This window comes from Bradyrhizobium guangxiense, assembly GCF_004114915.1.
Classification (GTDB): Bacteria; Pseudomonadota; Alphaproteobacteria; order Rhizobiales; family Xanthobacteraceae; genus Bradyrhizobium; species Bradyrhizobium guangxiense.
This window is the reverse complement of record NZ_CP022220.1, coordinates 705,957-731,619: the sequence shown is the minus strand read 5'-3', so window position 1 is coordinate 731,619 and position 25,663 is coordinate 705,957. Positions and strand designations below refer to the sequence as shown.

General features: G+C 59.2%; 20 protein-coding genes and 4 pseudogenes. 1 reads left to right on the top strand and 23 read right to left on the bottom strand.

Annotated features, from left to right (window positions below; translation table 11 throughout):
* Window positions 1-2: 2 nt before the first annotated feature.
* The 8 genes and pseudogenes from X268_RS37950 to nifB form a co-directional block, all read right to left on the bottom strand.
* Window positions 3-1,109, bottom strand: coding sequence for an electron transfer flavoprotein subunit alpha/FixB family protein (locus X268_RS37950; protein ID WP_128929933.1), 1,107 nt, complete (start codon window positions 1,107-1,109; stop codon window positions 3-5).
* Window positions 1,110-1,127: 18 nt separating this feature from the next.
* Window positions 1,128-1,970: an electron transfer flavoprotein subunit beta/FixA family protein gene (locus tag X268_RS37945; protein ID WP_128930195.1), complete on the bottom strand. Its 843-nt coding sequence runs from the start codon at window positions 1,968-1,970 to the stop codon at window positions 1,128-1,130.
* A 180-nt stretch (window positions 1,971-2,150) separates the two neighbouring features.
* A pseudogene (gene nifW / locus X268_RS37940) lies at window positions 2,151-2,462 on the bottom strand (nitrogenase stabilizing/protective protein NifW); the annotation flags it as partial.
* A 485-nt stretch (window positions 2,463-2,947) separates the two neighbouring features.
* The gene (locus X268_RS37935) at window positions 2,948-3,598 is read right to left on the bottom strand and encodes a nitrogen fixation protein NifQ (RefSeq protein WP_128929931.1); all 651 of its coding nucleotides are present in this window, start codon (window positions 3,596-3,598) and stop codon (window positions 2,948-2,950) included.
* A 95-nt stretch (window positions 3,599-3,693) separates the two neighbouring features.
* A complete protein-coding gene (nifH, locus tag X268_RS37930; RefSeq protein ID WP_128929930.1) occupies window positions 3,694-4,578 on the bottom strand; it encodes a nitrogenase iron protein in 885 nt (294 codons plus the stop codon).
* A gap of 1,404 nt (window positions 4,579-5,982) precedes the next feature.
* Entirely contained in the window at window positions 5,983-6,297 is a 315-nt protein-coding gene (locus tag X268_RS37925; protein ID WP_128929929.1) for a nitrogen fixation protein NifZ, read from the bottom strand.
* 943 nt (window positions 6,298-7,240) lie between these two features.
* The gene (locus tag X268_RS37920; protein ID WP_128929928.1) at window positions 7,241-7,480 is read right to left on the bottom strand and encodes a 4Fe-4S binding protein; all 240 of its coding nucleotides are present in this window, start codon (window positions 7,478-7,480) and stop codon (window positions 7,241-7,243) included.
* 10 nt (window positions 7,481-7,490) lie between these two features.
* Window positions 7,491-9,047, bottom strand: a complete 1,557-nt coding sequence (gene nifB, locus X268_RS37915; RefSeq protein WP_128929927.1) for a nitrogenase cofactor biosynthesis protein NifB — start codon at window positions 9,045-9,047, stop codon at window positions 7,491-7,493.
* Window positions 9,048-9,601: 554 nt separating this feature from the next.
* On the opposite strand from nifB, the pseudogene X268_RS37910 reads away from it, so the two are divergent.
* Window positions 9,602-10,297, top strand: a pseudogene (locus tag X268_RS37910) (transposase); the annotation flags it as partial.
* Window positions 10,298-10,419: 122 nt separating this feature from the next.
* Here the strand turns inward: X268_RS37910 and X268_RS39795 are convergent.
* The 15 genes and pseudogenes from X268_RS39795 to X268_RS37835 all read right to left on the bottom strand — a co-directional run bounded on the left by X268_RS39795 (window position 10,420) and on the right by X268_RS37835 (window position 25,431).
* Window positions 10,420-10,617 carry a hypothetical protein gene (locus X268_RS39795; protein ID WP_164934261.1) on the bottom strand — a complete coding sequence of 66 codons (198 nt, stop codon included), beginning with the start codon at window positions 10,615-10,617 and terminating at the stop codon, window positions 10,420-10,422.
* A gap of 515 nt (window positions 10,618-11,132) precedes the next feature.
* Window positions 11,133-11,348 (bottom strand): putative nitrogen fixation protein NifT, encoded by a 216-nt coding sequence (gene nifT / locus X268_RS37900; protein ID WP_128929926.1) that lies wholly within the window; start codon window positions 11,346-11,348, stop codon window positions 11,133-11,135.
* A gap of 113 nt (window positions 11,349-11,461) precedes the next feature.
* The gene (locus tag X268_RS37895; protein ID WP_128929925.1) at window positions 11,462-11,764 is read right to left on the bottom strand and encodes a HesB/IscA family protein; all 303 of its coding nucleotides are present in this window, start codon (window positions 11,762-11,764) and stop codon (window positions 11,462-11,464) included.
* Between the two features lie 846 nt (window positions 11,765-12,610).
* Window positions 12,611-12,943, bottom strand: coding sequence for a ferredoxin III, nif-specific (gene fdxB / locus X268_RS37890; RefSeq protein ID WP_128929924.1), 333 nt, complete (start codon window positions 12,941-12,943; stop codon window positions 12,611-12,613).
* The gene (locus X268_RS37885) at window positions 12,849-13,049 is read right to left on the bottom strand and encodes a hypothetical protein (protein ID WP_232995641.1); all 201 of its coding nucleotides are present in this window, start codon (window positions 13,047-13,049) and stop codon (window positions 12,849-12,851) included. Before X268_RS37885 ends, fdxB begins: the two co-directional genes overlap by 95 nt.
* A 44-nt stretch (window positions 13,050-13,093) precedes the next feature.
* Window positions 13,094-13,243: a DUF269 domain-containing protein gene (locus tag X268_RS37880; protein ID WP_232995640.1), complete on the bottom strand. Its 150-nt coding sequence runs from the start codon at window positions 13,241-13,243 to the stop codon at window positions 13,094-13,096.
* 100 nt (window positions 13,244-13,343) lie between these two features.
* Window positions 13,344-13,754, bottom strand: coding sequence for a nitrogen fixation protein NifX (gene nifX / locus X268_RS37875; RefSeq protein WP_128929923.1), 411 nt, complete (start codon window positions 13,752-13,754; stop codon window positions 13,344-13,346).
* A gap of 20 nt (window positions 13,755-13,774) precedes the next feature.
* Window positions 13,775-15,157: a nitrogenase iron-molybdenum cofactor biosynthesis protein NifN gene (gene nifN / locus X268_RS37870; protein ID WP_128929922.1), complete on the bottom strand. Its 1,383-nt coding sequence runs from the start codon at window positions 15,155-15,157 to the stop codon at window positions 13,775-13,777.
* Between the two features lie 11 nt (window positions 15,158-15,168).
* Complete coding sequence (gene nifE, locus X268_RS37865; protein WP_128929921.1) at window positions 15,169-16,731, bottom strand: nitrogenase iron-molybdenum cofactor biosynthesis protein NifE; 1,563 nt, start codon at window positions 16,729-16,731, stop codon at window positions 15,169-15,171.
* Between the two features lie 117 nt (window positions 16,732-16,848).
* Window positions 16,849-18,393 carry a nitrogenase molybdenum-iron protein subunit beta gene (nifK, locus tag X268_RS37860; RefSeq protein ID WP_128929920.1) on the bottom strand — a complete coding sequence of 515 codons (1,545 nt, stop codon included), beginning with the start codon at window positions 18,391-18,393 and terminating at the stop codon, window positions 16,849-16,851.
* Between the two features lie 85 nt (window positions 18,394-18,478).
* The gene (gene nifD, locus X268_RS37855; protein WP_128929919.1) at window positions 18,479-19,981 is read right to left on the bottom strand and encodes a nitrogenase molybdenum-iron protein alpha chain; all 1,503 of its coding nucleotides are present in this window, start codon (window positions 19,979-19,981) and stop codon (window positions 18,479-18,481) included.
* Window positions 19,982-20,568: 587 nt separating this feature from the next.
* Window positions 20,569-21,399 carry an SDR family NAD(P)-dependent oxidoreductase gene (locus X268_RS37850; protein WP_232995639.1) on the bottom strand — a complete coding sequence of 277 codons (831 nt, stop codon included), beginning with the start codon at window positions 21,397-21,399 and terminating at the stop codon, window positions 20,569-20,571.
* Window positions 21,400-22,995: 1,596 nt separating this feature from the next.
* Window positions 22,996-23,880: pseudogene (locus X268_RS37845) on the bottom strand (IS3 family transposase); the annotation flags it as partial.
* Window positions 23,881-23,889: 9 nt separating this feature from the next.
* A pseudogene (locus tag X268_RS37840) lies at window positions 23,890-24,979 on the bottom strand (IS110 family RNA-guided transposase).
* A 140-nt stretch (window positions 24,980-25,119) separates the two neighbouring features.
* Window positions 25,120-25,431: a transposase gene (locus X268_RS37835; RefSeq protein WP_128929916.1), complete on the bottom strand. Its 312-nt coding sequence runs from the start codon at window positions 25,429-25,431 to the stop codon at window positions 25,120-25,122.
* Between the last annotated feature and the right edge of the window lie 232 nt (window positions 25,432-25,663).

Here is a 25,663-nt window from a genome sequence, read left to right as displayed (position 1 = left end):
TCCTATCCTGCGATCCGGTCGCGCGAATGCGGCGACAGCCGGGCGCGAAACGCCTCGGTCAGGATTGGCAGCAACCGGATCGCGTCCTCGACAATGCCTAAATGCGAGAACTCGAAGATAGGCGCGTTCCTTTCGGTGTTGATGGCGACGATAAGGTCGGCGCCGTCGACACCGACGCGGTGCTGAATGGCTCCGGAGATTCCGGCGGCGATGTAGAGCTTTGGCCTGATGGTTTTGCCGGTTTGGCCAATTTGCCGGTCGGATGTGACCCAACCCTTTTGCACCAGGGGGCGCGAGCAGCCAAACTCGGCACCTAGCACGTCGGCGAGCCGGCGCACGAGCCGGAAGTTTTCAGACGAACCAAGGCCGAGGCCTCCGGCAACGACAACATCGGCATAAGCGAGATTGGATCGTGCGGAATCGCGATCCGGTAGGAACGACAGCACCTTCGTTACGATATCGTCCTCGACAAGTCCAAGCGGGAGGGTGATGATGCGGCCGATCGGGCGCGCGCAGCGTTCTGGCACAGGCATCACGCGCGGCCGGACTGTAGCCATCTGCGGACGGTAGTTCAGCGTATAGATCGTGCATAGCAGCGAGCCGCCAAAGGTCGGACGCGTCGCGGCGAGGGAACCGTCGGCATCGACGTCGAGCTCTGTGCAATCGGCAGTCAGACCAGTGCGCAATGTCGTTGCGACTGAACCTGCTAGGTCGCGGCCTAGAGTGGTCGCGCCTAGGAGCAAGATCTCGGGCTTGTAGCTATTGACGAGCTTGGTGAGCGCCTTGATATAGGATTCGTTGCGATAGTCCTTGAGCAGATCATCGGCGACCATATAGACAAGGTCGGCTCCGTAGCAGAACGACTCGGTAGCGGCGGCCTGCGATGCCTCGCCCTCTTGCCCGATCACCACTGCGGCGAGATCAACTTTGAGCTTGTCAGCAAGCTTGCGGCCAACGCCCATTAGCTCCCAGGATACAGAGTGGACCTGGCCGCGTTCTTGCTCGATGAAGACCCACACATGTTTGTAGGTCTTGAAGCGGTCAGACAGCTGCTTCTTAGCCGCGGCGCGACTCGAAGGGGAAGCGCCGATTTCAGATGCGGTATTCATGTTGCGCCTTTCTTTAGCTCAATAGCCGCGCGCCAGTGCCGCGAGCTCGATCTCGAGGGCCGGCCGGCACCTGAAAATAGCGTTGATCAATGCCTCCGCGGGCTGCTCGTCAGGCTCTATCATCGTGGCCTTCTCGTTGCGGGCGGCTGGTGCGAAAACGCGCTTGACGACGGTGGGCGAGCCCCGCAAGCCGCATTGTGAAATGTCATCAACCCCCGCCTGTTGCGCGCTCCATTTCAGGATCGTCGCGCGGGCAGCGCGCAGCGCATCAGCCATCGCACCGCGGCGGATCTGGTTCGTCGCTTCGAGCATCGTGACCAGGCAGGGGAGCCGTGTCCGAAGCAACTGGACGCCACCCTCAGAGCGTCGCTCGACGTCGATGGTGCGGGCATGCAAGTCCAGTGCGCTGATCTTGCCAACATAGGTGAGCTGAAACAGGCCAAGCCGTTTTGCGATGCCAGGGCCGACCTGTGCGGTGTCTCCATCGATGGTCTGCTTTCCTGTGAAGACAATGTCAGGGGCGCCGAACTCGCTCGAGATCCTACGGATCGCTGTCGCCAAAGCGTAGGTTGTGGCTAGGGGGTCCGCGCCCGCGAAAAAGCGATCGGTCAGGAGCACCGCACGATCCGCGCCGAAGGTGAGCGCCTTGCGAAGACTGTCCTCGGCAGAAGGGGGGCCCATAGTCAACACCGTGACTTCGCCGCCGAACTGATCGCGTAGCTCAAGGGCAGCTTCCAATGCAAAGAGATCGTACGGGTTGATGATGGTCGGCACGCCCTGACGCATGATGGTATTTGTCACGGGATGCACGCGGATCTGTCCGGAGTCTGGAACCTGCTTGATGCAAACGAGCAAGTGCATGATCTTCTCCAAGACTAATCTCCCCAAAACAGTTCAGAGTGGAATGGCAATCACACCAACGAGAACGAGAACGTTTCAGTCGGCGGAGGTTTCGGGTGTAACCGCTAGGCGCCCGGAGGGCAGTACGCCGCTGCGACTAGGCGTAGCCAGTCCGACAGAGGGCAGTTCAATTTCGTTACCAATCTGCACTAGTACGGGTACAGGCTTGGTGTCGGGCGCGGCGTCCTTTAAGACCTTGAACACGCGCTGTTCAATCGGCGGTGACGTGACGAAATCTGAATATGCGCGCTCAAGCACGAGTTTGCACCGTTTAGCAACGCTGTCGTCCGCCAGATCGCTAAGGCTCTCCTTAGCAAGATATTCGCCCATGCGCCTGAGAATGTGCAGCCGCGCAACGTTGACCACTTTAGGATCGTAGTCGACGCCTAACAGAGCGAAGAACTCTTCGGCAGAAGCGGCTTTGCTGAGGCGCGCGATAATTCCATCAGACATTCAAGTTCCTTCATACTCTGCGGTCTCTACCGGCCGGGTCTGCTTCGCGGGTGCGCTGATATGCCGAGCGAGCGTTGCGCCTCAACGTCCGGCCCGGTGCGATCTAATTGGTGGCGATCTGCACGCCGCGAGTCCGCATCGGCGCGCTCACTCCGGGCGTCGGCAACAGTGGCCGATGCTGGTAGTCCGGAGCCGACCGTCGTCGGACGAGTTGGCTGGCACGACGGACCGGTGTTCGCGCAAGGCCGTCACTTCCCCATGAAGCTGTGGCGTTGTTGATGCTTGCGGAAATTAGCGCTGATGCGATCGGCACCGTCTTGCTTTCTGGAGGTTGGCGCTTGGTGTGCCATCGGTCGAGATGATGTTGTTGGTCGACGAGAGATCGGGACTGATCAAGGTCTGATGGTGTCGGGCGGGGTGCCGTCATCTGGGTCTTTCCATATTCATTCCAATCATCGAAGTGAGCAATGCACGTGCCACCTCAGCTACAGCTTGCGTTCGACCAGGCGGCTCTCACCGCTCTCTTCGCCAAAGCAACGACCAAAATCGGCGCATTGGGTGCAGACTGGCGCCCTGCACATACCTAAACTATCGCGTTCGCAGAGCACGCGATAGAAGAAGCGCTTCCAACGCATATTCCCGGTGTTCCGGCGGGCCAGTGGCGCGAAATGGCGCGTCAGGAGACGGGACAGCTCCGTACGCCCGCGCAGCCCGAGATCCTGCCAGAGGTGGTGAGGCTCCATTGCACGTCGCGCTACCATTGCCGCGAGCCAATGGCCGACGTCGCCGGCAGTCGAACGCTGCGCGAGCAGGAGCTCGCGCAGGACAGCGGTTTCGTCATGGACGTCGGAGGATGAGTTTGGTATCCATGTGAAGGCGCGGGCCGCGGCCGCCGGGAAAAAGCCGGCGAGCAGTTTTCTCAGGGCATGCTCTGGAATTCCAACGCGTTCTACGATCGAGCCGCCATCCAACGCGGCAGCGACCAGGATTGAGGCCAGTGCATGACGATCGAAATCATCGTCGGCGCTGATTTCGGCTTCCGCTGGGTTGCTGCCCGTGAGCAGTCGATAGAGCGCGATTCCGACCTGTTGCACAACGGCGCTCGGCTCAGCCGATCGAGAGTTCGACACTTCCATGTTACTCGCTTGCACCTCAGCCAAGAAATGCCCCGCCGCTATTGGAAAGACCGCTGGATAGCCGGCCCCATGAGACGAGGAGACCGGCAGGATCCTTATGGCGTCGCGGGCTGGGCCGCGGTTTTGCCGATCTGGCTCTCGTCTACCGCCTTCATGATCCCGTGTTCCATCAGCATATCCTCCAGCTCGTCCATGCTGATCGGGGTCGGAACAACGCCCTTCCCGCCGTTGTTGTGTATCTTGGATGCAAGGTTGCGATAATGATCCGCCTGCTTGGAGTCCGGCGCATACTCCAGCACCGTCATGCGGCGCAGCTCAGCATGCTGCACGATGTTGTCTCGCGGCACGAAGTAGATGAGCTGAGTTCCCAGCTTCTTCGCCAGCGCGTCCGCTAGCTCCAGCTCCTTGTCGGTCTGACGCTCGTTGCAGACAAGCCCCCCAAGACGGACGCCGCCTGAATGGGCGTATTTCAGAATGCCTTTGGAGATGTTATTGGCGGCGTACATGGCCATCATCTCGCCGGACATCACAATGTAGATTTCCTGCGCCTTGTTCTCGCGGATCGGCATTGCGAAGCCGCCGCAGACGACGTCGCCGAGCACGTCGTAGGATACGTAGTCGATGTCCTCATAGGCACCGTTGTGTTCTAGAAAATTGATGGAGGTGATGACCCCCCGCCCAGCACAACCGACGCCAGGCTCTGGACCACCGGACTCCACGCAGCGGATGTCCTTATATCCGATTTTCATGACGTCCTCGATCTCAAGGTCTTCGACGCTGCCGACACTGGCGGCGAGGCTGAGAATGGTGTCTTGCGCCTTAGCGTGCAGGATCAAGCGCGTAGAGTCCGCCTTAGGATCGCATCCCACGATAAGGATTCTGTGGCCCATCTCAGCAAGCGCTGCGAGCGTGTTCTGGGACGTAGTCGACTTTCCGATACCACCTTTGCCGTAAAATGCGATTTGCCTCAGTGACGACATGTTCATCTCCATTAAGCGGGTGCCAAAAGCACCGCGCAGTCTCGCGTCGCATTGAGCCACCGTCAGAAGCGGCGACCCGAGGATTCGGTAGGGAGAGTTTGGAGCCGCCAGCCGAGCTCTCAGCTCCCACCGTGTTGCTGTATGCGAAGTGCAACTGGTGTGCCGTTGGCTCCGCGCGGACTAAGGCGCTGAGTACGCTCGCAAAGTGGTTCGCCCGGAGCCGAAGTTGGAAGGGATGTCGCCTCTACGAAAGTCAGGCCAGTGTGAGGATCCAGACAAAGGAGCGCCGCCATGGTAAGATCACAGCGTATCTGCGCCGCCATAGGCGGGGGAAAGGTTGCTTCAGGTTGGGCGCTAGCGTTTAGACGCGTCGGTGCAGATCGGTATTGCGACAGTTAAGGAGCCATTGTCCAATGTCTGTGACGGACGAAAGTGGATCAGCTATGCCGCCCAGAGCCTGTCGCATGCGGGAATCGAGAGCGACAGCCTCGCCTCGGGCGGAGGCCGACTCTCCCGAAAGGGGCGTGGGCTGGCTGAACCCTGCTCGGCTGCTGTTCGGCGCCTTCTTGATGGAGCGCAGCGTTAAACCGATCGCCTAAGGCAGGAAGCGCGCTCCCGGCGCGAACATCTCGCTGTCGTCGACAAGTGCGACGAAGCCACGGATAAGCGATGAATACTGGCGCTAACGGCTGTTGCAATCATGCAGGTGCTTGAAGACGTTCGGGCAACCTGAACTGCAGGCGCCTCGCCAAAGCGCGATAAGAAGGAGCTTCTGGCGCGAGCAATGGACCGCACAGCGATGGTGCGGCTTCCTTAGGAAGACGCCTGTCACGTTATGGCTGGACTGGCCGCGGCAGGGAAACCCGAGAGCCGAGATAGAGCGAGCCGGGTCGGATGCGGCGGCGCCTAGTTACGCCAATGCTCTGGGATATTCTGGTCTTACCCCTGGCTGACGAGCGCTGAAGCGAGCGTCGATCGCGAGGCCTCAGGCCGGCCATTGGCCAGCGAAGAGCCGGAAGTGTGCACCGGCCGCCGTTGTCCTGCCGTGCAGAAGCACCGCCGTGTGTGCGATCTTCCATAAAAGCACGTTCTCACTGGAATAATCGTACGTAGATGCGTCGCTCGTGTGCCCTCTCATGTTTCGATGTGCATCCGGTGATGCCTTCGTGCCGCAAGCGCATGCGTACCGCCCGCTTTCTCGCCTGGGAGGCGACCGACCGCCACCCGCGGAATCAACGATTTGGATCGACAGGTCTGCATAGTGTCGGTCAGCAACATAATGCGCCTAGTTGGTCGGCGCGCGCCTAGACATCGTCGGTCGATTCTTGGAAAAGACGCGGTCGTGGTGCCGATCGACTGCCCCTTACGTGCCGGCGACTAACAATTGTCAATCCAGCGCGACTATCAGCACTCGTCCGGTAACTGGACGTGCCTGATGCCGTCGCGCGGCGCAACGCGATCAAGCTCCTTGCGCTTCATCCCGACGCGGCGACCGCTTTCGATGAAATCGACGCCATAAATGTAGAATCGCTGGAGGAAGGTGCCAATCGAGACGACATAGCCGATCTCGCCCTTCACAGCGAGAACCTCGCCGATCTCCTTGCCAGCATACGTCCCATCATTTCGAATGGTGCGCGTTGCCCGCACTTTCTCTCCATAGCTGAAAAACGGCTGGGCCGTTAGCTCGATAAAGTCGTCGTCGTTCACGTGGTCGCTCATACTCGCATTTCCTCGCTCCAGCGGAGGGGTGGCCGGCGGCCGCGCGCGTTTTGCACGAGGCTATCATGGCTTTCGCCCCGCACCATGAGCTCGCCAGCCACGGCACGAGCCGTAACGCTGAAATGGATGTCGGATGGCGGGCCGTCAAGTGCACTGCAGCGTGGCGTTAGGTAAGCATGCCGGGTAGCCATGCGTAAAATGCCTTGGGCCACGACCGGGTGGACATTGGCCTCGTCTTGATTATCCCTCCAGGGAGCTCCGGTGTTAGCCGGTACATGCTAGCATCTGAGTTTTCGCCGGCCTCGCCGGCAACGATCGGCTGCAGGCTGCCATTCTCGATCGGCTTTCGAACTCGCATCTTCGTCGCGCGATGCGGAGCGTTTCGCGACGGCACACCAAATTGCTCGGCCAGGCGTTGAGGGGATGCCCGCGGATCTGTTGACGAGATCGCCCAGCAGAGGTGACGCAAGACCAGAATGAGAGCCCTACTGCGATTGCGCAGCGACGATACGCGAATATGGCGGGTGGGCCTCGTCGAGGCGCTGGGCGAGGAAAAGGCGGTGCGGTGCTAGCAATGGTACACCTAAGCGCGACTGATCTGGTAGGCGCCCGCGCCATGGACCGCCAATTCAGACAACGATTGCGTCGACCTGGCGTTCCGGTCGAGAGCCTCGACGCCGCCATAACTCATCATAGTGTCTGTCCTCTCGAACACGTTCAGCAAAACCTTGGCGTCGATTGTATCGCTGGGGTCGAGCTCCAGTAGCTCCTGGATCTCGAGCCGCCGCTCGGCGACCCGGCCCGCCGGTCGGGGCTCAGCGGTTACGCTCGGGCGGCTGCCAGGCTGGGAGCAGTCGCCCGAGCAGAAAGCTGCCTCCAATGCCGCGGTCGCTGCGGGGCATTCTTGACGTCGATTGGCGCGTTGTCGGTATGACCATGAAGGTCATGCTGTTTCCCCTCTAGCAGGCGCTTGGTAGCGCGGTAGCGAGGTATCGATGACGCAGGTTCTGTCCACAGGACAAACGGCCACACATTGCGGCTCGTCGAAGTGCCCGATGCACTCAGTGCACTTCTTTGAATCGATTACGAAAGAGCCATCCCTCTCAAAGATTGCTGCATTCGGACATTCCAGCTCGCAGGCGGAGCAGCCCGTACATTGCGAAGAAACGATCTTGAATGGCATTGATGTCTCCTCAAGCTGCAGAAATAACCGTGGCGTTGCGACTGCCGGCCTGAATGCGCTGCACGTGTGCAATCTCGCCGCTGTTGACTTTCTTCAGATAGGCTGTGAACCACACGATCGCCGACTTGACGATGAAGTCATGGGCGAATTGATCGACTGGCGTGATGCCTGCCTTGATCAGGGCCTCCCTCGGGCAGGCGCCGATCTTAGCCACGAACACTGCGTGGCAATCATTGATTGCGCTGATAATCGAAGCCAAGCTGCCCTCCTCGCCGTAGCCGCCCTGGCAATAGACATCGACGCGGCGGTGGCCTACGAATTTCGCCCCTGCCTTCGAGAGCTCGTAAACCTGGAACTCCGCAGCGTGGCCAAAGTGCTCATTGATCAGACCAGAGCCCTTAGTCGCGACCGCAGCCAGCACCTTGATGTCGCTTGACACATCCGCCAGTCCGACAAGCGCGTCATGCCCTGCCACAATCATAGCGGCGCGCTCCTTCTCGACCTTGGCTCGGTAAGCCTTACGGGTGTCCATATCGTAGTTCAGCTCCATTGACATGATCCTCTCGATGGTGAACTCGGCGGTGCGGCTCTCGCCAAGCAGACCGACAGCGTCAGCGCGGCACTGACGGCAGTGCCGCATCATAATCATCTCGCCTTCGCAGGAGTCTTGAACGGCTTTCAACTCCTGAGGGCTCGGGCCACGCTGACCGCTGGCGCCGAAAGCAGTGCCGTGCTCCGGTGAGGAGATAAGCGGCATGATGTTGTGCAAAAAACCGCCGCGCGATTTCACTACCTTGTTGACCTCCGCAAGGTGATGGTCGTTAATCCCCGGTATCATTACAGAGTTGACTTTGGTGAGGACACCGCGCTCGGTGAGCATCTGAAGCCCCTGAAGCTGGCGTTCAGTCAAAATCTTAGCCGCTTCATGGCCGGTGTAACGCTTGTGCTTATAGAAGATCCAAGGATAGATCCGAGTGCCGATCTCAGGATCGACCGTGTTGATGGTGATCGTGACATGGTCGACGTTGAAATTGGAAATGGCGTCGATGTAATCCGGCAGCATAAGCCCATTTGTGGACAGGCACAGCTTTATGTCGGGGGCCGCGGTCTTGACTAGCTCGAAGGTTTTGAACGTCCTTTTGGGGTTCGCCAGCGGATCGCCCGGGCCAGCAATGCCGAGCACCGTCATCTGCGGGACGGCCGAGGCGACCGCCAGTACTTTCTTGACAGCTTGTTCGGGCGACAGCCTCTCGCTGACCACGCCAGGGCGCGACTCGTTTGCGCAGTCGTATTTGCGATTACAGTAGTTACACTGAATATTGCAAGCGGGTGCCACCGCGACATGCATGCGCGCGTAGTGATGATGCGCCTCCTCGCTATAGCATGGATGGGTCTTCACTTTGTCCCAGAGTCCGGACGGCAGATCTCCCTGCCCTTTTTGCGATCCGCACTTTCCTTGACCGCAACAACCTGAGGTGCTGCAGCTCTTGCGCCCGACCTGCTTGGTATCGCCGAGAGCGGTGAGGATATCGCTCCTGCTAGCGCCGTGTTGAGCTGAAGCGTACATTTGGTCATTCTCCCTGGAGACCGAATAGATTGGAAGCTCGGATCTTGCCAAGCGTCTGATGCGTCGTTCTAGAACGGCCTTCAGCAACCTCTATGCCAGCGTTGGGTCCATGCGCTGGTTTGCGCCTGCAAGATTGGTCGTTACAGAAGTCGAGTATGTCGGGTAGCCGACGCACGTTGGAAAATGGACGAATTTGGCGTTACCAGAGAGCGCTTTTACGAAAATGGTCTGCGCATCCCCGGTTCGACCGATCGTATCTGGCTATCATGAGCCAGAGCGTCAGCCCGAACCTGGCCGCGCGCGCAAATTAAAATGAATCGAATTGAAGCCCAGGGCGCAAAGAGGAGTTCGCTCTAAAGACAGCGTTTGGTCGCGCGCCGAAGGGGGACGCCCGCCAAGCGTAGGGGCGTCCGTCGCGTTCTAGCAGGCCGTTGAAAAAAAGTCGCTCGCCGCTGATGGTGGTACCGTGATCCATTGGCGGCTCCGACAAACTTCGGAGATGGTGCCTGGGTCGCGGCGATAATCGAATGGGCGAGCTGTATAGCTAGCTTGATCTGGAGACGCGGGTGCGGCGTGATCATCCGCCGCGATTCTAACGATTGTGAACGAGGCGCTGTCGGCGTTGGAGCGGGACTGCGCTGCGCTCTATTCGACGATTGGACGGGCTGCGATCTCGCAGAGTGAAGCTGCTGCGGGCGACGCTGTTGCAGGCGTTTTATTTGATCCGCGCGGAACGGCTTGTGAAGAGCGGCTGGAATACCCGCCCGCTGTCCGCTGGTTTGTCGCAATCGGGGGTGACGACGTGGTCCGGGATGTTCGATGTTCTCGAAAAACGGCGGCCGGGTGCTCAATCGGCAGTCCGAAGGACGACTCTGGCGAGCCGCCGGCCCGACTTCCATAGCCAAAACACGCTGGAAGGACCTCCATGCGTCGACCACCAGTCCCGATGCTAGGCGCTACCGCGCTGCAGGAAGGGCAAAGGCAAGAGGACGCCACTGTGGACACGGGCTGATGCAGAACCGCCACGACCGGCTGGCCGACGCCTGCCTCATGCTGGCGGGCATGCCGAATGCATCGCAGCGCTGCACATGATGGAGCCGCGTGCTGAATGGCCGGCCCACGATGCGGAAGAGTTCGTCAATGAGCCGCGCTCGATGAACGTGACGCGCATGTTTCACAGAATACCAGCGGCCGTAGCTCTGAGTTTGGGTCGGTCACTAGCCGTAAGCCAGCGCATCTGCAAGCGGGTCGGGAGGCATTCGGCGGGATCAATACGGTTGCCGGGCAAGAGACAGGTTTCATGGTGGTGAGCGCGCCAAATGGGCCTCTATCTTCGTTGCCACCGCCTACAAGCTGGTGCGATTGCCGAATCTTATCGCGGGACCGGGCTGAAGGCTAAGGTGCACGGCTTCGGCTGGGGCTTGGCCGGTCGCTGACGAACATTGTCAAGATGGACAACCGGGACAGAGAGTTTCTCGATCTTGTCGAAGAGGCGCATCTCACCTTCGAGGACAAGCCCGACAACAAATGTGCCTTCGCTGCCCTGAAGGGCTTCCTTGATGGCTGCCAAGTCACCCGCCACGGATCGCCCCGCACCGAGTTGTCATGTGTCGGCGATGAGCCACTTCTAGATCCACATTGGCGACGACTTTGCGTTCGCTGTAGACGCGGCTGAGTTCTTCAACAGCCCGGTAGGTGCGCAGGAGTTGCCCGTTTTCTGCTGCAGGCGAAAAACGTGAAGACCGTAGCCGATGCAGCACGCCTTATGACTGTGGTCCATCCTTCTTTCGCGGCTTGCCATAAAAAAAACCGTACCAGCGATCATCGCCGAGATCGGTGCGGGCTACGCCAGGTGGGCGGGGTCAAATGGCAGCGCCCGGCGAAGAGGGCTTCCCGTTGCGCAATTTTACTAGCCTCTTCTGATTGGCGGCAACTTAAGCGGCGAAAACGAATGTGGCTTGGCGAAGGCGCTTGCAGGGGTGCCTTCTCACGGGGCATGGGCGGACTTGGTGAGGTCTTCTGATGTGCTTCAGCGCCGGGGTGGGGCCGGCGAATTCGTGTATGGGGCGAGCGCATTCATCACTCCTATCCCTCTCCGCCCCGCTTCCTGGCGCTGATCGTGATGGGCAACTGGGTGTCGGAGGCCATGTGCGGCAGGTCGAGCACCCAGCCATTGGCGATCTTGATCCACCCGCCCCACAGCGTCTCGTGCTCGGCTTCGACGATTGGCTCCTCGAGATCCTTCTTCGGCACGTAAATCGACAGACCGGTCTCCGTTGAGCGGCGGATCGTGACTTTCATGATCTGAACTTCTGGTTGCGGGAGCCGCTGCTCGTGCGCTCTTCGCACGGCGGATGCGATGCTCTCTGATTCCATAGGGACTCGGGCAGTGCGTGCATCACATCGCTACTTCGTTAGTCGTTGTGTGAGTTCACATTGGGGTTATCAAACGTGAAACCGGAGCCATCTAGACCCACGACGAAGTCCATGGTGGTGCCGTTGAGGTGCGTCAGGCTCTTGCGATCGACGAACAGCTTGACGCCGTGACGCTCGATAACAGTATCGTCCGGATTGGCTTCCACGGCGAGGGCCATCACGTACTTGAACCCGGCGCAGCCGCCGGTTTCGACTATGATGCGCAAACCGCTCGTTTGTTGCGGCGCCATCGAGATCGCTGCCTTCACCGCATTCACCGCGCTCTCCGTCAAATCAATCATCGCACGTCCCGCTGTTATGGATCGTTCAACAGATCGCAACTCTCGTGCCAGAGCACACAGAAGACGGAAATCACTGGCATTTCGCCGCCACCGCCCGTTGCTCCGCCTCGCGTGTCGGATCTGCGACAACCGGCCTCGGTGGCGCACGAGAAGCGGAATGGCACAGCTGTACCGGGCGTACCGCACACAGCAGTCCGGAATCCCATGTATGGAAACGTTCGTCGACGCCGGCGGACTAAGGCGGCCGAAAACCATCGCGCCTGTGACAGGTCGGCGGCGCTAACTCTGGCGCTGTCGGCGGACTCGTCCATAGATGTGTACTATCATCCCATCCCGCGTCGCCTTCTTGGAGGTCGATCGGACCAGACACGAACGGCTCTTTTTCGTTGTCTCAACGCTGCCGTGGCGTACCCCAAAGCTAGGGCGTCACGGTCAGGGCGTCGTAAGCGATGATCGGCGTGGTGACGAATAGTTCGCTGTCGGCGATGCGTTTGCCGAGCCTTAGGCATTAAGCACATCCGCGCTAACCTAAGCTCCATAGCACTAAGAACAACGTGCTCAGGAGCTGCCCACTGGTTGCGGCAAAACAACTTGCACCGGAGCATGGTGGTACAGGCGCACAACGCCGGCTAGCGGGTTCGGTCTGTTCAAGGACAAGCCCTCGAGGCTCAGAGCACGGTCGCACGAGAGAGCAGACCGTCGTCAGGTTCACCGGGCTCGGTGTGTTCACAGTTCCAAGTAGAAAAGTTACGCGGGGGAACGGGTGCGATCGGGTTCGTCGCAGTGATGTCCGGCGCCGAGCCGCCCACGGGCCGACAGATGGCTTGCGGAGGCCAAGAACGCTGCCTAAAACGGCGGCGGATCGACTTGCGGGTTCGTCCACTCCGGCCCGAGTTCAAGCGGCCGGGTGTGAGTCTGGCAGTTCGCAGGACAGATCCGCGAACAGGCGCCGCAGCCGATGCATGCACCGGCGTCTTGCATCACCATGGCCTTCCTCTCTAAGTCACCATCATCATCATCGAGGCCGATGACCTCGCCATCCTCGTTGATGCCCTTCAGCGTCATGACTTGCCGGCCGCAAACCTTATAGCAGCGGCCGCAGCCGATGCACTTCTGGGTATCGATTGATACCAGATAGTCCGGTATCCAGGCGCGTCCGTCGCGGGTTACGTAGGACATGATTGCGATCATTTTGCGCTGTTTTCTGTCTCTTCTGTTTGCGCTTGCGATCAAGCTTGGTGAAGGCATCATGAGCCTTCTGCGCGACGCTCAGGATCGAGGCCAAGTTCGGCGTAAGCGCCGTCGATAGATCGTGCAGGTCCGATTGGCCTACGCCGCTCGGCCGACAGACATATTAACCGTGGCTGCGAGCGTGCCGAAATCGTCGAAGTCTAAGCGGTTCACGTCGCGCGGTTGTTTGTTGATGACGATGAACCGGCCGCCGAGCAGGTCCATGCGCTCAAATTCTTCGAGGTGCATCTCTAAGTATCGTCAAGATCATGACGCCAGTCGCTTTCTCGATTGCGAGCGCGGCCGACTCGAGTCGCAGTGCGGGAGAAAGCGGGTTAAGCAGCGTCTGTCATGGAAGCGTCCTGCAGTCGTCAAAATGGAGGGGGGCTTTGCTCGTACCTCCGAGCGCCTTGCGCAACCAGGGTGGTGGGGAGCCCTTCAGCGCATCTTCGAGCTTGATGCAGAGGGTCTCGATCGCCTCGCGCTTGATCACCGTTAACGGATGGATTTTGTTGGCAACGACGCGTGCCGCGGCCGAGCCGCCGATCGCAGCGACATAAAGGATCGTGCAGTCCTTGATGGCGTCGATTTTCCGCGTCAGCTTATCCTTGCGGCCATCTTCCGTGAGATCGTCACCGAACTCGATGACCTGAAGGATGCGGTGAGCGTCCGGAGTGACGTCGTAGATAGCGATGTTCTTGGCCCAACCGAAATGCGCATCCACGCACTTCAGATCCTGGGTGGCAAAAGCGACTTTCAAGATCTATTCTCCTTATTGGGTTATTGCGGGTAGGACGGGACGGTCTTGAAGTCGCGGTCAACGCTTCGCCAAGTATCGGGCGTCGGCTGGTGCTTCGCCTCGCGATCGGCAATGACAAGATTGGCGAGGCCGAAGATGAGATCGCGCGTGCCGCGGTAGCCGACTGAGAGCTGGTGGCCGGCGCCAAGACGATCGAACATCGGGAAGCCAGCGCGAAAAAACGGGATGTTAAGGCGCGAGGCCGCCTGGCGGCCGTGCGAATGGGTGATGAGGAGATTGCAGCCGTGGGTCTTGGCAAGTTCCTCGAGATCTTCGAGATCTCCGATCAGGACCTCCTCCGTCCTGATACGCTGCAACACGGGGGAGGCTGTTGTGGTCACGGCGACTGCGATATTGGCACCCATGTCGTACAGCATGCTGGAGAGATCGAAGAGCAAGTCCGGCTCGGCGCCGATCGCCAGCTTACGGCCCCCGATGTAGAAATGCGCATCCAACATAGCATCCGCGAGTTGGCCGCGCTGCCGGCGGTACTTTAGCGGAACTGGCCGGTCACTGATCTTGCTCAGAAACGCGATGAACTCGTCGTTGGGAACGAGGCCGCAGAGGCGTTCGAACAAGCGAAATCGTACGCCTGTTTTCGCATACATGGCCTCCGCCGCACGTTGCATCTGCGCGCCGATCGCGATCGTCCATGCCGCCTGCCCCATTGTCGCAATCTCGTCGACCCCGATGCCGCCGATCGTGGTGGGCGTGAACTCATCGGGAATTTGACCGTCGAGCGAACCGGCCAGGTCCGGCAGGAAGGATGGTTTCAGTCCGAAATCCTCCAGGATCGTCCGCAGCTCATTGAGATCGCCTGGCGTGAGGTGGCAGCCCGGCAGAACATTGATGCGAGCGGGATCCCGCGCCCGACCCGTCTCGACGGGATGGACCAGGACTTCCACCATTCGTGCGACCGTCTTGTCCCAGCCGTCCTGGAACGCGCCCTTGAAATCCGGGGTCGAGACGTAAACCAGCGGAAGCCTTTCGAGCTGTGGGTGCTTTTGCTGAATCAGGTAAATGAATCGTTCGACGTCCTCTCCCTTTATCTCGGTCAGGCCGGTCGAATTGATCCCGATGATTTCCGGTTTCGCACCATTGTAGATGTTAAGTATCGCCTGTTCGACATTTTCCTGACCGCCGAACACGGCCTCGACTTCACTCATTGCGGTGGTCTGCATCGGCACTGCCTCCCTGAAGTGCCGCACGAACAGGGTCAGGCCGAACGAGGTGCAGCCCTGGGAGCCGTGTAGCAGCGGCATCGCGCCGCGAAGGCCCATAAAGGCGAAAGAGCCGCCGATCGGCTGGCTCATCTTGAGCGGATTGACCGTGCAGGATTTCTCGGAGGTGGAGACGATGGCCATTGGCAGACGCCCTATTCCGACGCCTGGACGGCGCATGTTGCCTGCGCAGCGGAAATGTGCCCAACGACCCACCTGCCCGAGGCATTGGCGCGTTCCTTGAATCCGGCGGCGCTGGAATGACCTCGCACGGCGGTGGAATTCTCTGCGGCGTGCGAATCCGTGTGCGGGATGTTGGTCTGCCGATTGACCTCCGCTTCGTCCCAAGGCGCGGGACGGCGTAGTTGGGTCCATATTGGATTGTAGAGCGCCTTATCAATCTCCTCCATCAGCTTGACCATGCCAATATACCCCATGTACGCCTGAGAACGCTCCTGGTTGATGTCAAGCCAAGGTATCATCGCCTTCAGCGCGACGAACTGCGACTTGCCGCCGGAGAGCATCATATCAGCCCGGGAGTTCATCAACATTTTGTAGATGTCGCGCGGCGCCGCTTCCTCGATCATAAGGGCGTGCCGGCCCATCAGCTCCTTGATGCGGTCTTTGTCCTCTTTGGTGGACTTCTTCACGGAGGTGCCGGCGATCTCTAGACCGGCCTCCTGCAGCGCCGCGACCACCGACCACGACTTAACACCGCCGGTGATCAACAGAACCTTCTTACCCTTGAATCGTGGTTTGAAGCGCTCGATCGCCGCGCGTACCCTTGCTTCCTCACGCATGATGACAGCCTCGGTACGCCCTCCAAGCTCCAGCGGCGCGCCGCGCTCGATCAGCATGCGCGCGATCGTCCGCAAGGAGTTGCTGGAATCCTGCACGCCGTAGAACGAGCCCTCGAAGTAGGGAATGCCGTAGCGTTCCTCCATCTTACGGGCGACGTTTATCATCGCCTTGGAACACACTAGCATCGCAGCCTTTGCGCGATGCGAACAGGCCAGCTCGTGATATTTCCCATCGCCGGAGATACAAGAAAGGATGCGGATGCCAAGTTCATCGAGCAGCGGTTTGATCTGCCAGAACTCGCCGGACAAGTTGTATTCGCCGATGATATTGATGTCGTAGGGAGTGGTATAGTCCGGTTCCTCAGTGCCGATCACATGCTCAAGCAGCGCCTCGCCGGCAAGCTTGTTTCCGAGGTTCTTGGACCCGACGAACCCCGGCGAATTTACAGGAATGATAGGCTTACCGAACTTGGCCACGGCAGCCTTGCACACGGCCTTGATGTCGTCGCCAATCGCGGCTGGCACGCAGGTTTGGTAAACAAAGACAGCCGGCGGATCGAACTTGCCGATCACCTCCCCGATCGCTTGATAAAGGCGCTTTTCGCCGCCAAAGATTACATCGGTTTCGTTCATGTCGGTCGTGAAGCTTCGGCGCCAGAGATCGGAGCCTGAGGAGGCGCTGCCTCGGTTGTCCCAGGAATTGCCCTCGCAGGCGATTGGGCCGTGGACCAGATGCGCAACGTCGGTGAACGGCTGTAGCGCGATTTTGGCGCCGTCGAATGCGCATCCGCCGCCCGCCTCTCCTGGCTTCAACTGCCTAGTGCACCCCATAGTACGTTCGGCCGCCGTCTTGTTGTCGTTTCTGCCACAACCCGGCTCGTTGAAGACGTCCTCGATGGCGGACGTGTCGACGCTCATACGTATCTCCTATTTTCTTCGACCCGCCGCGCGAGCCTTGTGCCGCGACGTGGATCTTTCTGGCTAGACACCGGCCGTCGACCCTGCTCTGGCCGGCGCTAGACCAAATCATTTACGTCAGCGGATGATATCAAAGCTATAGTCCGCTCCAGTCCTGTCCATCTGGTCCAGGACCTTGTCCAGTATCTTGACAAGAACGTTTATGCCGCCCTGATAACCCCAGACGGGATACCGATGTTGATGGTGCCGATCGAACACAGGGAAACCGATGCGGATCAGTGGCGTCCCGGTATCGCGCTCGAGGTACTTCCCGTAGGTGTTGCCAATCAGGTAATCGACCGGCTCAGTGCATAATAGGGAGCGCATGTGCCAGAGATCTTTGCCGGGATATGCAGAGCAGTTCTTGCCAAACAGTGAACTAACAAACAGTTCCTCCATTTTCTCTGCCCAAGCCTTGCCACCATTCGTAGACAGCACATGAGCCGGCTCTGCACCGAGCTCCAGGAGGAATGAAGAGAGCCCGTAGCAGAGATCCGGATCGCCGTAGATCGCGAACTTCTTGCCGTGCAGATACGCACTGGAGTCTGCCATGGCGTCCACGAGACGGCCGCGCTCCCGCTCCAATGCCTTCGCGATCGGCTTGCCGGTCATGCGGGACACAGTCATTAGGAATTCGTCCGTCGCGCTGACACCGATGGGGTAGTTGAAGGCGGCAACCTCATGACCGTGCCCCTCGACGAAGGACAGTGTCTTCTCGGTGCAGTGTTGCTGCATGGAGATCGTGGCTTTGGCATGGATCGCGTTAGCCGCGTCCTCCAGCGTGGTGCCGCCATCATACATGCGGAACTCGCCGTCGGTCGGAGTATCGAAGACATCGCTGTTGTCGGCGAGTATAGTATATTCGATTCCCATCAACTCGAAGACGCGCTTAATTTCCCGGATGTTCCCGACCGTGTACCCGTCGAACCCACCGATGAAATTAATCTTGCCGTTCACCTTGCGCTCTAGTTTGGAGGCGGTGCCTGCCTTGCCATCCCAGAAGTGCTCAAGGATGCTCTTCAGCGCATTGTCATACCCGGTCACGTGGCTGCCGACAAAGGCAGGTGTATGAGCGAAGGGAACATCATATTGTGCCGGGACTGACCCCTTCTCCTTCGCTGTCTTGATGAAGGCGTTCAGGTCATCCCCGATCACTTCGGCCATGCACGTGGTGGAAACCGCGATCATCTTGGGCTTGTATATGTTGTAAGCGTTAGCGAGCCCGTCAATCATGTTGTTTAGACCACCGAACACCCCGGCGTCCTCAGTCATCGAGGAAGAGACGCAGGAGCTTGGCTCCTTAAAGTGTCTCGAAAGATGACTTCGGTAGTATGCGACGCAACCCTGTGAGCCGTGAACGAAGGGCAGCGTGCCCTCAAAACCGGAGGCAGCGAACACCGCACCGAGTGGCTGGCAGGCCTTGGCGGGGTTCACAGTCAATGCTTCACGCGCGAAGTTCTTCTCGCGGTATTCTCGCGTCTTTGACCATTCGCTGATCCGCTCGACTTCCCTTTGGTCATGCGGGTTCTCGAACAGCGCCTTCTTTTTGGCGAGCATTTGCTGATATTCCGGACCTCGGAATAGATCCAAGTGATCGAGGACGTGTTCGGCATTCTGTGTCAACGCGGCACTCTCCTTTTCGGCGATTGGTTTATCGACTAGGTTGGCCCGCCTTCTCGCATAGGCGGAGCCAGATCTGTGCATTCCTTTATTCCGCGGCCATTAGGCCTGGCGCTGGAGTATCCTTCCAAGGTGCCTTGAGTTTCTTCCAGACGGGCGAGTTTATTGCCATGTCCATGTCACGAGCGAAGATCGCGAAGCCGTCATAGCCGTGATAAGGACCGGAATAGTCCCAGGAGTGCATTTGACGGAATGGAATGCCCATTTTCTGGAAGACGTACTTCTCCTTTATGCCGGAGCCGACGAGATCTGGCTGAATGGTCTCGACGAAACGCTCAAACTCGTAGCCCGTGACGTCGTCATAGATCAGTGTGCCGTCCTTTAAGTAGTGCTGAGCAGTGCGCTGGTAGTCGTCATGATGGCCGAATTCGTAGCCCGTTCCTACGACCTCCATACCAAGGTCCTCATAGGCGCCGATTACGTGGCGGGGACGCAAGCCGCCGACGAACAGCATCACTGTCTTGCCCTGGAGGCGGGGGCGGTACTTCTCAATTACCGAGGCCATCAGCGGCTGGTACTTGGCGATCACACGCTCGGCACCTTCCTTGATGCGTTCGTCGAAGAAGCTGGCAATTTTGCGCAGCGAATCGGCGATCTTGGAAGGGCCAAAGAAGTTGTACTCGCACCATGGAATGCCGAACTTTTCCTCCATGTGTCGGGAGATGTAGTTCATCGAACGGTAGCAGTGCAATAGGTTGAGCTTCGCCCTGGGCGTTGCTTCCAGTTCGGCGAGGCTGCCGTCGCCGGACCATTGCGCAATCACACGCAGGCCCATCTCTTCGAGCAGGATACGCGATGACCAAGCGTCCCCACCGATATTGTAGTCGCCGATGATCGTGACATCGTAGGGCGTTGACTCGAACGCGGGTGTCGCTTCCGGCGACACTCTGTCCAGGATCCAGTCCCGCAGCGCATCGTTGGCGATGTGGTGGCCAAGCGACTGCGAGACGCCGCGAAACCCTTCGCAGCGAACCGGTACAATGGTCTTGCCATTGTGTTCCTTTGACTTCGCCTTCGACACAGCCTCGATGTCGTCGCCGATAAGGCCGATCGGGCACTCGGACTGAATCGTAATGCCGTGGTTGAGCGGAAAGAGCTCCTGAAGTTCGTCAATGACCTTACCGAGCTTCTTGTCGCCGCCAAACACGATGTCTTTCTCCTGGAAGTCGGAGGTGAACTGCATGGTGACGAAGCTGTCGATTCCGGTCTTGCCTATGTAGTAATTGCGGCGTGCAGCCCAGGAATATTGGCCGCAGCCGACCGGACCGTGGCTGATGTTAATCATGTCCTTGATCGGGCCCCACACGACCCCCTTGGAGCCAGCGTATGCACAGCCGCGAGTCGTCATTACTCCGGGGATCGACTTCAGGTTCGACTTAACCCCGCAATCGTGCTTACCCGCCTCGTGTACGTTCAGGTGTTTGGCGCGGCGCTTGGCGGTCTTTTCCGGGTAGATTTTTAAGGCCTCATCGATCAGTTGCTTGTTGCGGGCCTTCATCTCCGCGGCGCTCTGGGTAGTGACTATGCTCATACGAATTCCTCGGATGCGGTGCTTGAACGATCGGGCGCCTTGCGCGGCGCGCGCTTCTGGCGATCTATTAACGCGAGGCTGCATTAGAAGGCGTTTGCAACAAGTGTGCCGACGGATAGGAAGGAAAAAGGTCGGAGGCAGACAGCGTCGATGCACCCGATTGTCGCAAAGTGGACGTAGCCGCGTGCTGATATGTTCTTACTCGTAGCATTGTTCGAAATGTGACATGCCCCGTCGAGCCATATTAGCGGGACTTGTTTTATAAAGGCCGCGCTTAATAAATTTCACCTTCTGGCCGCCGCCCCTTGGGCATCGGGGCTAGCGTCTATGTGGCAGCTCATAAAAAATGTTCCTGCGGCCGGAATGGAACGTGGGCCAAAACGTGGTATCTCTCAGGCGAGAGGCGTGCCATCGCGGTCGCGCCGCGGCGTGCGAGCAACGGCGCTATCCTGGCTCGTACGGCGTGGCCGTTGGATCGAAACTGCGGAATCAGGAATTGCTAGTCGGGAGTAACGCGAGCGCTCAACGCTCCATGCGGGAGCTGCCAATTAATCGATCGCGCGTGAGTAACTCTTCTTGGTGTCTGATCACACATGCTGCCCTCCATTTGCAGGCACTTCGGCACCTGTGACATAGCTGGCAGCCTCCGAGCAAAGGAAGAAGATAACCTTCGCGACCTCGTCCGGTGTTCCGACCCGGTGCATCGGGATAGTTGGGATCAAATTGGTTTCTGTCTCCGGCGACAGAATGTCTGTCTTGATCTCGCCTGGTGCAATAGCATTGACGCGAATCCCGTAAGGCGCATAGTCATGCGCCATCTCGCGGGTCAAGCACGAAAGTGCCGCCTTTGATGTCGCATAGGCAGTACCGGCATACGGATGCACTCTCGATCCGGCGATCGAGGTGACGTTCACGATTGCACCAGAAGCGAGCGTTAGCTGATGGAAGAGCCCCTGCGAGAACATGATGGGTGCGAGCAAATTGACATGGAACACGCTCTTCCAGGTGTCGACCGGAGTGTTCAGCGAATTTAATCGGGTGCCGTCAGCGGCCTTCGGGGAAATGCCCGCATTGTTGATAAGCGCATGCAGAGGGCCGCCATTGAGCCGCTCCTTGATCTCCGCGATCGCGTGCTGCAACGCTCGAGAGTCGCTAAGTTCGGCTTGAATATGGTTGTCCAATCCTGCTTCCCAAGGACAACGGCTACCCTCGAATGGCTGCCGAGAACACGTGATGATCCGCCATCCAGCTGCCGAAAACAATTTGCCGGTCGCGTGGCCTATACCGCGGGAAGCACCAGTCAATACGAGCGTCTTCCCCTCGGCATTTTGAGTGCGCCGCTTATTGCTAGATGGGCACGCGGCGGGCGCTGGCGCGCCATCTGTTACATTTTGGCGGTCCAGCAGATTGAGGGTCACGCGAAGCTCCTGATAGCGCCTCGGCGGGCGCACTCTAATGATGCTAGCAGGTGGCCCTGCAGGACCCGGGCCACGCGTCTCCTGGCCGGTAGTCGCGATGTGCGCGGCTCGATGTCGCTTACGCGACATGTAGAGTGTAGGACGAGGCGGGCCGCTTTGATTCGGAGCGTGGCGTGCCGCGTCATCACACTCCAACAAGCGAGGCTCGTCGACAGATCCCGCTTGAACAGAACGGCGTCTAGACGGCACGGCACGGCCGCTACATGAAACTGAAAACCGGCGCTCATTGGGTATGATCCTGTCAGCTTACTGGTAAGCGCCGATTCGGGTCACGCTGGCGTACCCGGCGCCGCAGCGGTCGCTACAGGACGCCCGAGGACACGAGCGAGAGAGTTTCTCCGCAGCGTCCCGACGCACCGTCATCGATGCCATCGGGTGTCCGCCTTCGTTCCTGGTAGTTGTGTATGTCTTGGCATCACGGCCGTCTCCTGCTGCACAAAGATGTTGTTGCCGCTGACTTGCGGACAAGCCGGCCGACCGCTATGGCCTTGTGCTTTTGAAGCGCAATCATTGAGAGCTCGGCTGGAGGCGAAGTTCATGTGCAAGTGACGGCTAGATAGGCTCGACGCGTGGGCGTGGAATGGCCAATCGGCGTTTTGATCATAAGTGAGAAGGTCTCACAGTTGTCTATTAAAAAAGCTGCTTTGGGCCGGAGGCCAGCGAGCGGAAAGAGTGGCGCTAGTAGTACAGATGTCAAGCCGTGGGTTCGTCGAGCCAGGAGCTGCCATTTTGCTATTGCGCCGATCAAGCCACCGATTGTGTCTTGCAATCGGCAATCTGAAGGTCCCCGGCGCGCGAACATCGTGATCGTCGCGCCGGCAAAATCCGCCGAACGTCTCTGAGCAGTCTTCAAAGGCGCATCGATCCTGCAGTGATGATCGCTGCTTCCCAGGGAGTTCGGCGGGCTTGAGCTCTCATGCGGCATACAACATAGGTGCCTCGCTAAGGCCGGCCCGGCGCCCGGCAGTTCTCGGGAACTGAATGAATGCCGAGGATCTTCAGACATTGTGGTGGCCGCAGAAAATGGCTCGAGTTCTTTTGGTTCCGACATTCTTCCGTAAGGTAGCTGTTGGGCGTAGGCCACAGCGAACGGCTCAGCGCCGATCGCCAAACCTTCGCACGCTCGGCTGCCAGCGCCGCTTTCGGGGTGGGAACGGGATCCCGAACAGCGTCGCGATCTACATTTGTGCGACGCAGTGAATAAGCAATTGGACGCGGTGGGATTCACCAAAATGCAAGAAGCGACAGAGTCCGCGCTCAGCCTGCGCTCTGCGGCTGCTAACTCAATGTGGAACTCCGCCAGCCGATGCCTGCTAGCATGTAAGTCATTTGCGCCGTCCTGATCGATAGGGCGTTATCCGACACCATGTGAACAGAACCTATGAGCCATCCCAGCCGCATGATGCCGCAGACCCTCTCCCCGGCCTGCAAGATTTCCTCGACCGGGCAGACCTACTCGAAGTAACTCTATCCCGCCGACGTTCGGCGCCCAACACATTGACCTGGATCTGATCTTCCCCCGATAAAGTGGACGGGTTAAGCGGCTTTTAGCTCCATCTCGATCGGGGGGATATATCCGAGTGCGGAATGGAGCCTTGTCCGGTTATAGAATCCCTCGATGAAGGCGAAGATATCGCGTTGAGCTTCGGCGCGGGTCTTGTAGTTGCGATGATGGACGAGCTCGGTCTTCAGGGTATGGAAGAAGCTTTCCATCGGGGCGTTGTCGTAGCAATCGGCCCTGCGGCTCATTGATGCCGTCATGCCGGCCTCCATAAGGGTGCTGCGATAAGCGTGCGAAGCGTACTGCACACCCCGGTCGGTGTGGCAGATCAATCCGGCCTGCGGCCGCCGCTCCCGGATTGCCATCGTCAGGGCTGCGGAGGCGAGCTCGACGTGCATGTGATCGCGCATGGCCCAGCGGACGATCTTTCGGCTGAACAGATCCATGACGGCGGCCAGATAAAGCCATCCCTCGGCGGTCGGGATGTAGGTGATGTCGCCGAGCCAGACCCGGTTCGGGGCTTCCGCCGTGAAGTCGCGCGCGATCAGGTTCGGTGCGACCGGCAGGTCGTGATGGCTGTCGGTGGTGCGCACACGGCGTGGCTTTGCGGTGATGGCGCGGATGCCATGCCGGCGCATCGTCCGCTCGATCCGGCCGCGGCTGGCGCTGCGTCCCTGCCTGCGCAGGGCGGCATGGACGCGCGGACTGCCGTAGCGGCCGCTGCTGTCCTGATGGACCTGCCGTATCTCGGCCAGCAGCGCGGCATGGGATTTTGTCCGCTCACTCACGGGGCGGTCGCGCCAAGCGTAGTAGCCGGCCGGCGAGACCTCGAGCACGGCGCACATCAGCCGCACCGGATAGGTGTCGCGATGGTCCTCGATGAAGCGAAAGCTCATGTCCGGGTTCCGGCAAAGATCGCGATCGACTTCCTAAGAAACAGCCGGATTGGCGTCGCCCGGGAGGGCCTGCAACACGAAGCCTAGCGATTTCGCCCGGCGCTGTAGGTTGGCGAGGACGCGGCTACGATATTGCTGCTCATATTGGTCGGCGCCAGGATCCTTGTAGCTCATGCCGTGCCGGAGTGTGTTGTAGAATAAAACCGCAATCTTGCGAGCCGTCGCCGTCACCGCCTCAATCGACGCCCAGCACTCCGTACAGTGCGGTCCTGACATCGAAGGTGGGGATGTTGACCTGCTTGGTCTTTACGCGCGGCTTGGCTAGGTTTCCGACCGGTCTTGCTCCTTTGGTGTTCAATGCACTGATCAGGACTTCGAGCTTGCGATCACAGTCGAGCATCTTTGCCTGATAAACGTCGTAGAGCTCCAGTGATTGAGCTAACGCGAAAACATGTTCGTGGCGGTCATTGCCTACGAGCGCTGCGCGGATCGTCTCGATCGATGAGTGGCAGCGCACGTCCCGATAGGTTGCCAGGAGGTCGGGATTGCGTTCGCCTGCAACAATGGCTCGGATAATCCGCATGCCGGTCGCGCCGGTGATATCCGACACAACATGATGGAGCTGCAGGTTCATCTCCATCAGAGCCTTTTGCATATGTTGGATATGGGCGGCAGCATATTCCACGAGCCGCTCGCGCTGGCGTAGATAGGCTCGCAACGTTGCGATCTCGGCATCGGGTCGGAAGCTGCCCCGTAACAGGCCATAGGAGTGGAGCTGGCGTAACCAAGCGGCATCGCTGAGATCGGTTTTACGGCCAGGTACATTCTTGGCGTACCGCGCGTTGACCAGAATGACCTCAAACCCGCGCTGTTCTAGGATCTCGTAGACTGGGATCCAATAGACCCCAGTGGATTCCATCGCGACACTGGTCACGCCGCACATCTTGAACCAGTCCGCCAGTTCATGCAGGTCTTGCGTGAATGTGCCGAATGCACGCACTGGCTTGTCGGTGCAGGCCGGGTTTACCGCGGCCATGTGCATCTTTGATCCGATATCGATAGCGGCCGCGCCGAGGTTGACCAGCTTTAGGTCCGGGCCGCGGTCGGTTGTCCTGTTAGGCATCGCAACTCCTCCGTCCGATGATGGGCTGGAGGGTCTGGGCTATGCCAATTTGTCATCTTCCTAATCGGGATCGCCGTCGAAACGGCGTCACCACTCTCCGGCCGCTACCCTCCGAGCTAAATGATAGCACAAGGCTGTTTCTATCCCGCGCAGGCGCGCCACGACGCTGGACAGTTTTTTAAAATGTCGCGTTCCATCCGCAGCCGCTCGTTCTCCTGGCGCAGCAAGGCGAGTTCCGAAGCCTGGTCCGCCGACATCGGCGTCGCCTGCGTGGTGGGGCGCCACGCCGCCGATGCCGGCTCGCGCCGGAGCTTATCGACCCAGCGCCGCAGCACTGAGTCGCGCAGACCGAGCTCCTTGGCGACCGACCCGATCGAGCGGCCGCTCGACACCACCAATCCTGCCGCCTCGCGCTTGTACTCTTCAGTAAACGACCGTCGTGCACGTTCCATTCAACACCTCCAGGCTCAACGAGCCTACTACAGGTGTCCACTCATTCGGGAGGAAGTTCAGCTATCAACTAATGTGACGAACTTGCGTTCCAGATGACTAGCTAGTCACGTGAATCTAAAGTGCGCCACATACGCGCGGCCATGTTCGACGAGTAGCTCAGCCGGTTGGGAGAGTGGTCGCGAGCAGTGTCATTGCGCTATTCCAGGCAAGCGGATAATCAAGCCCCACCGC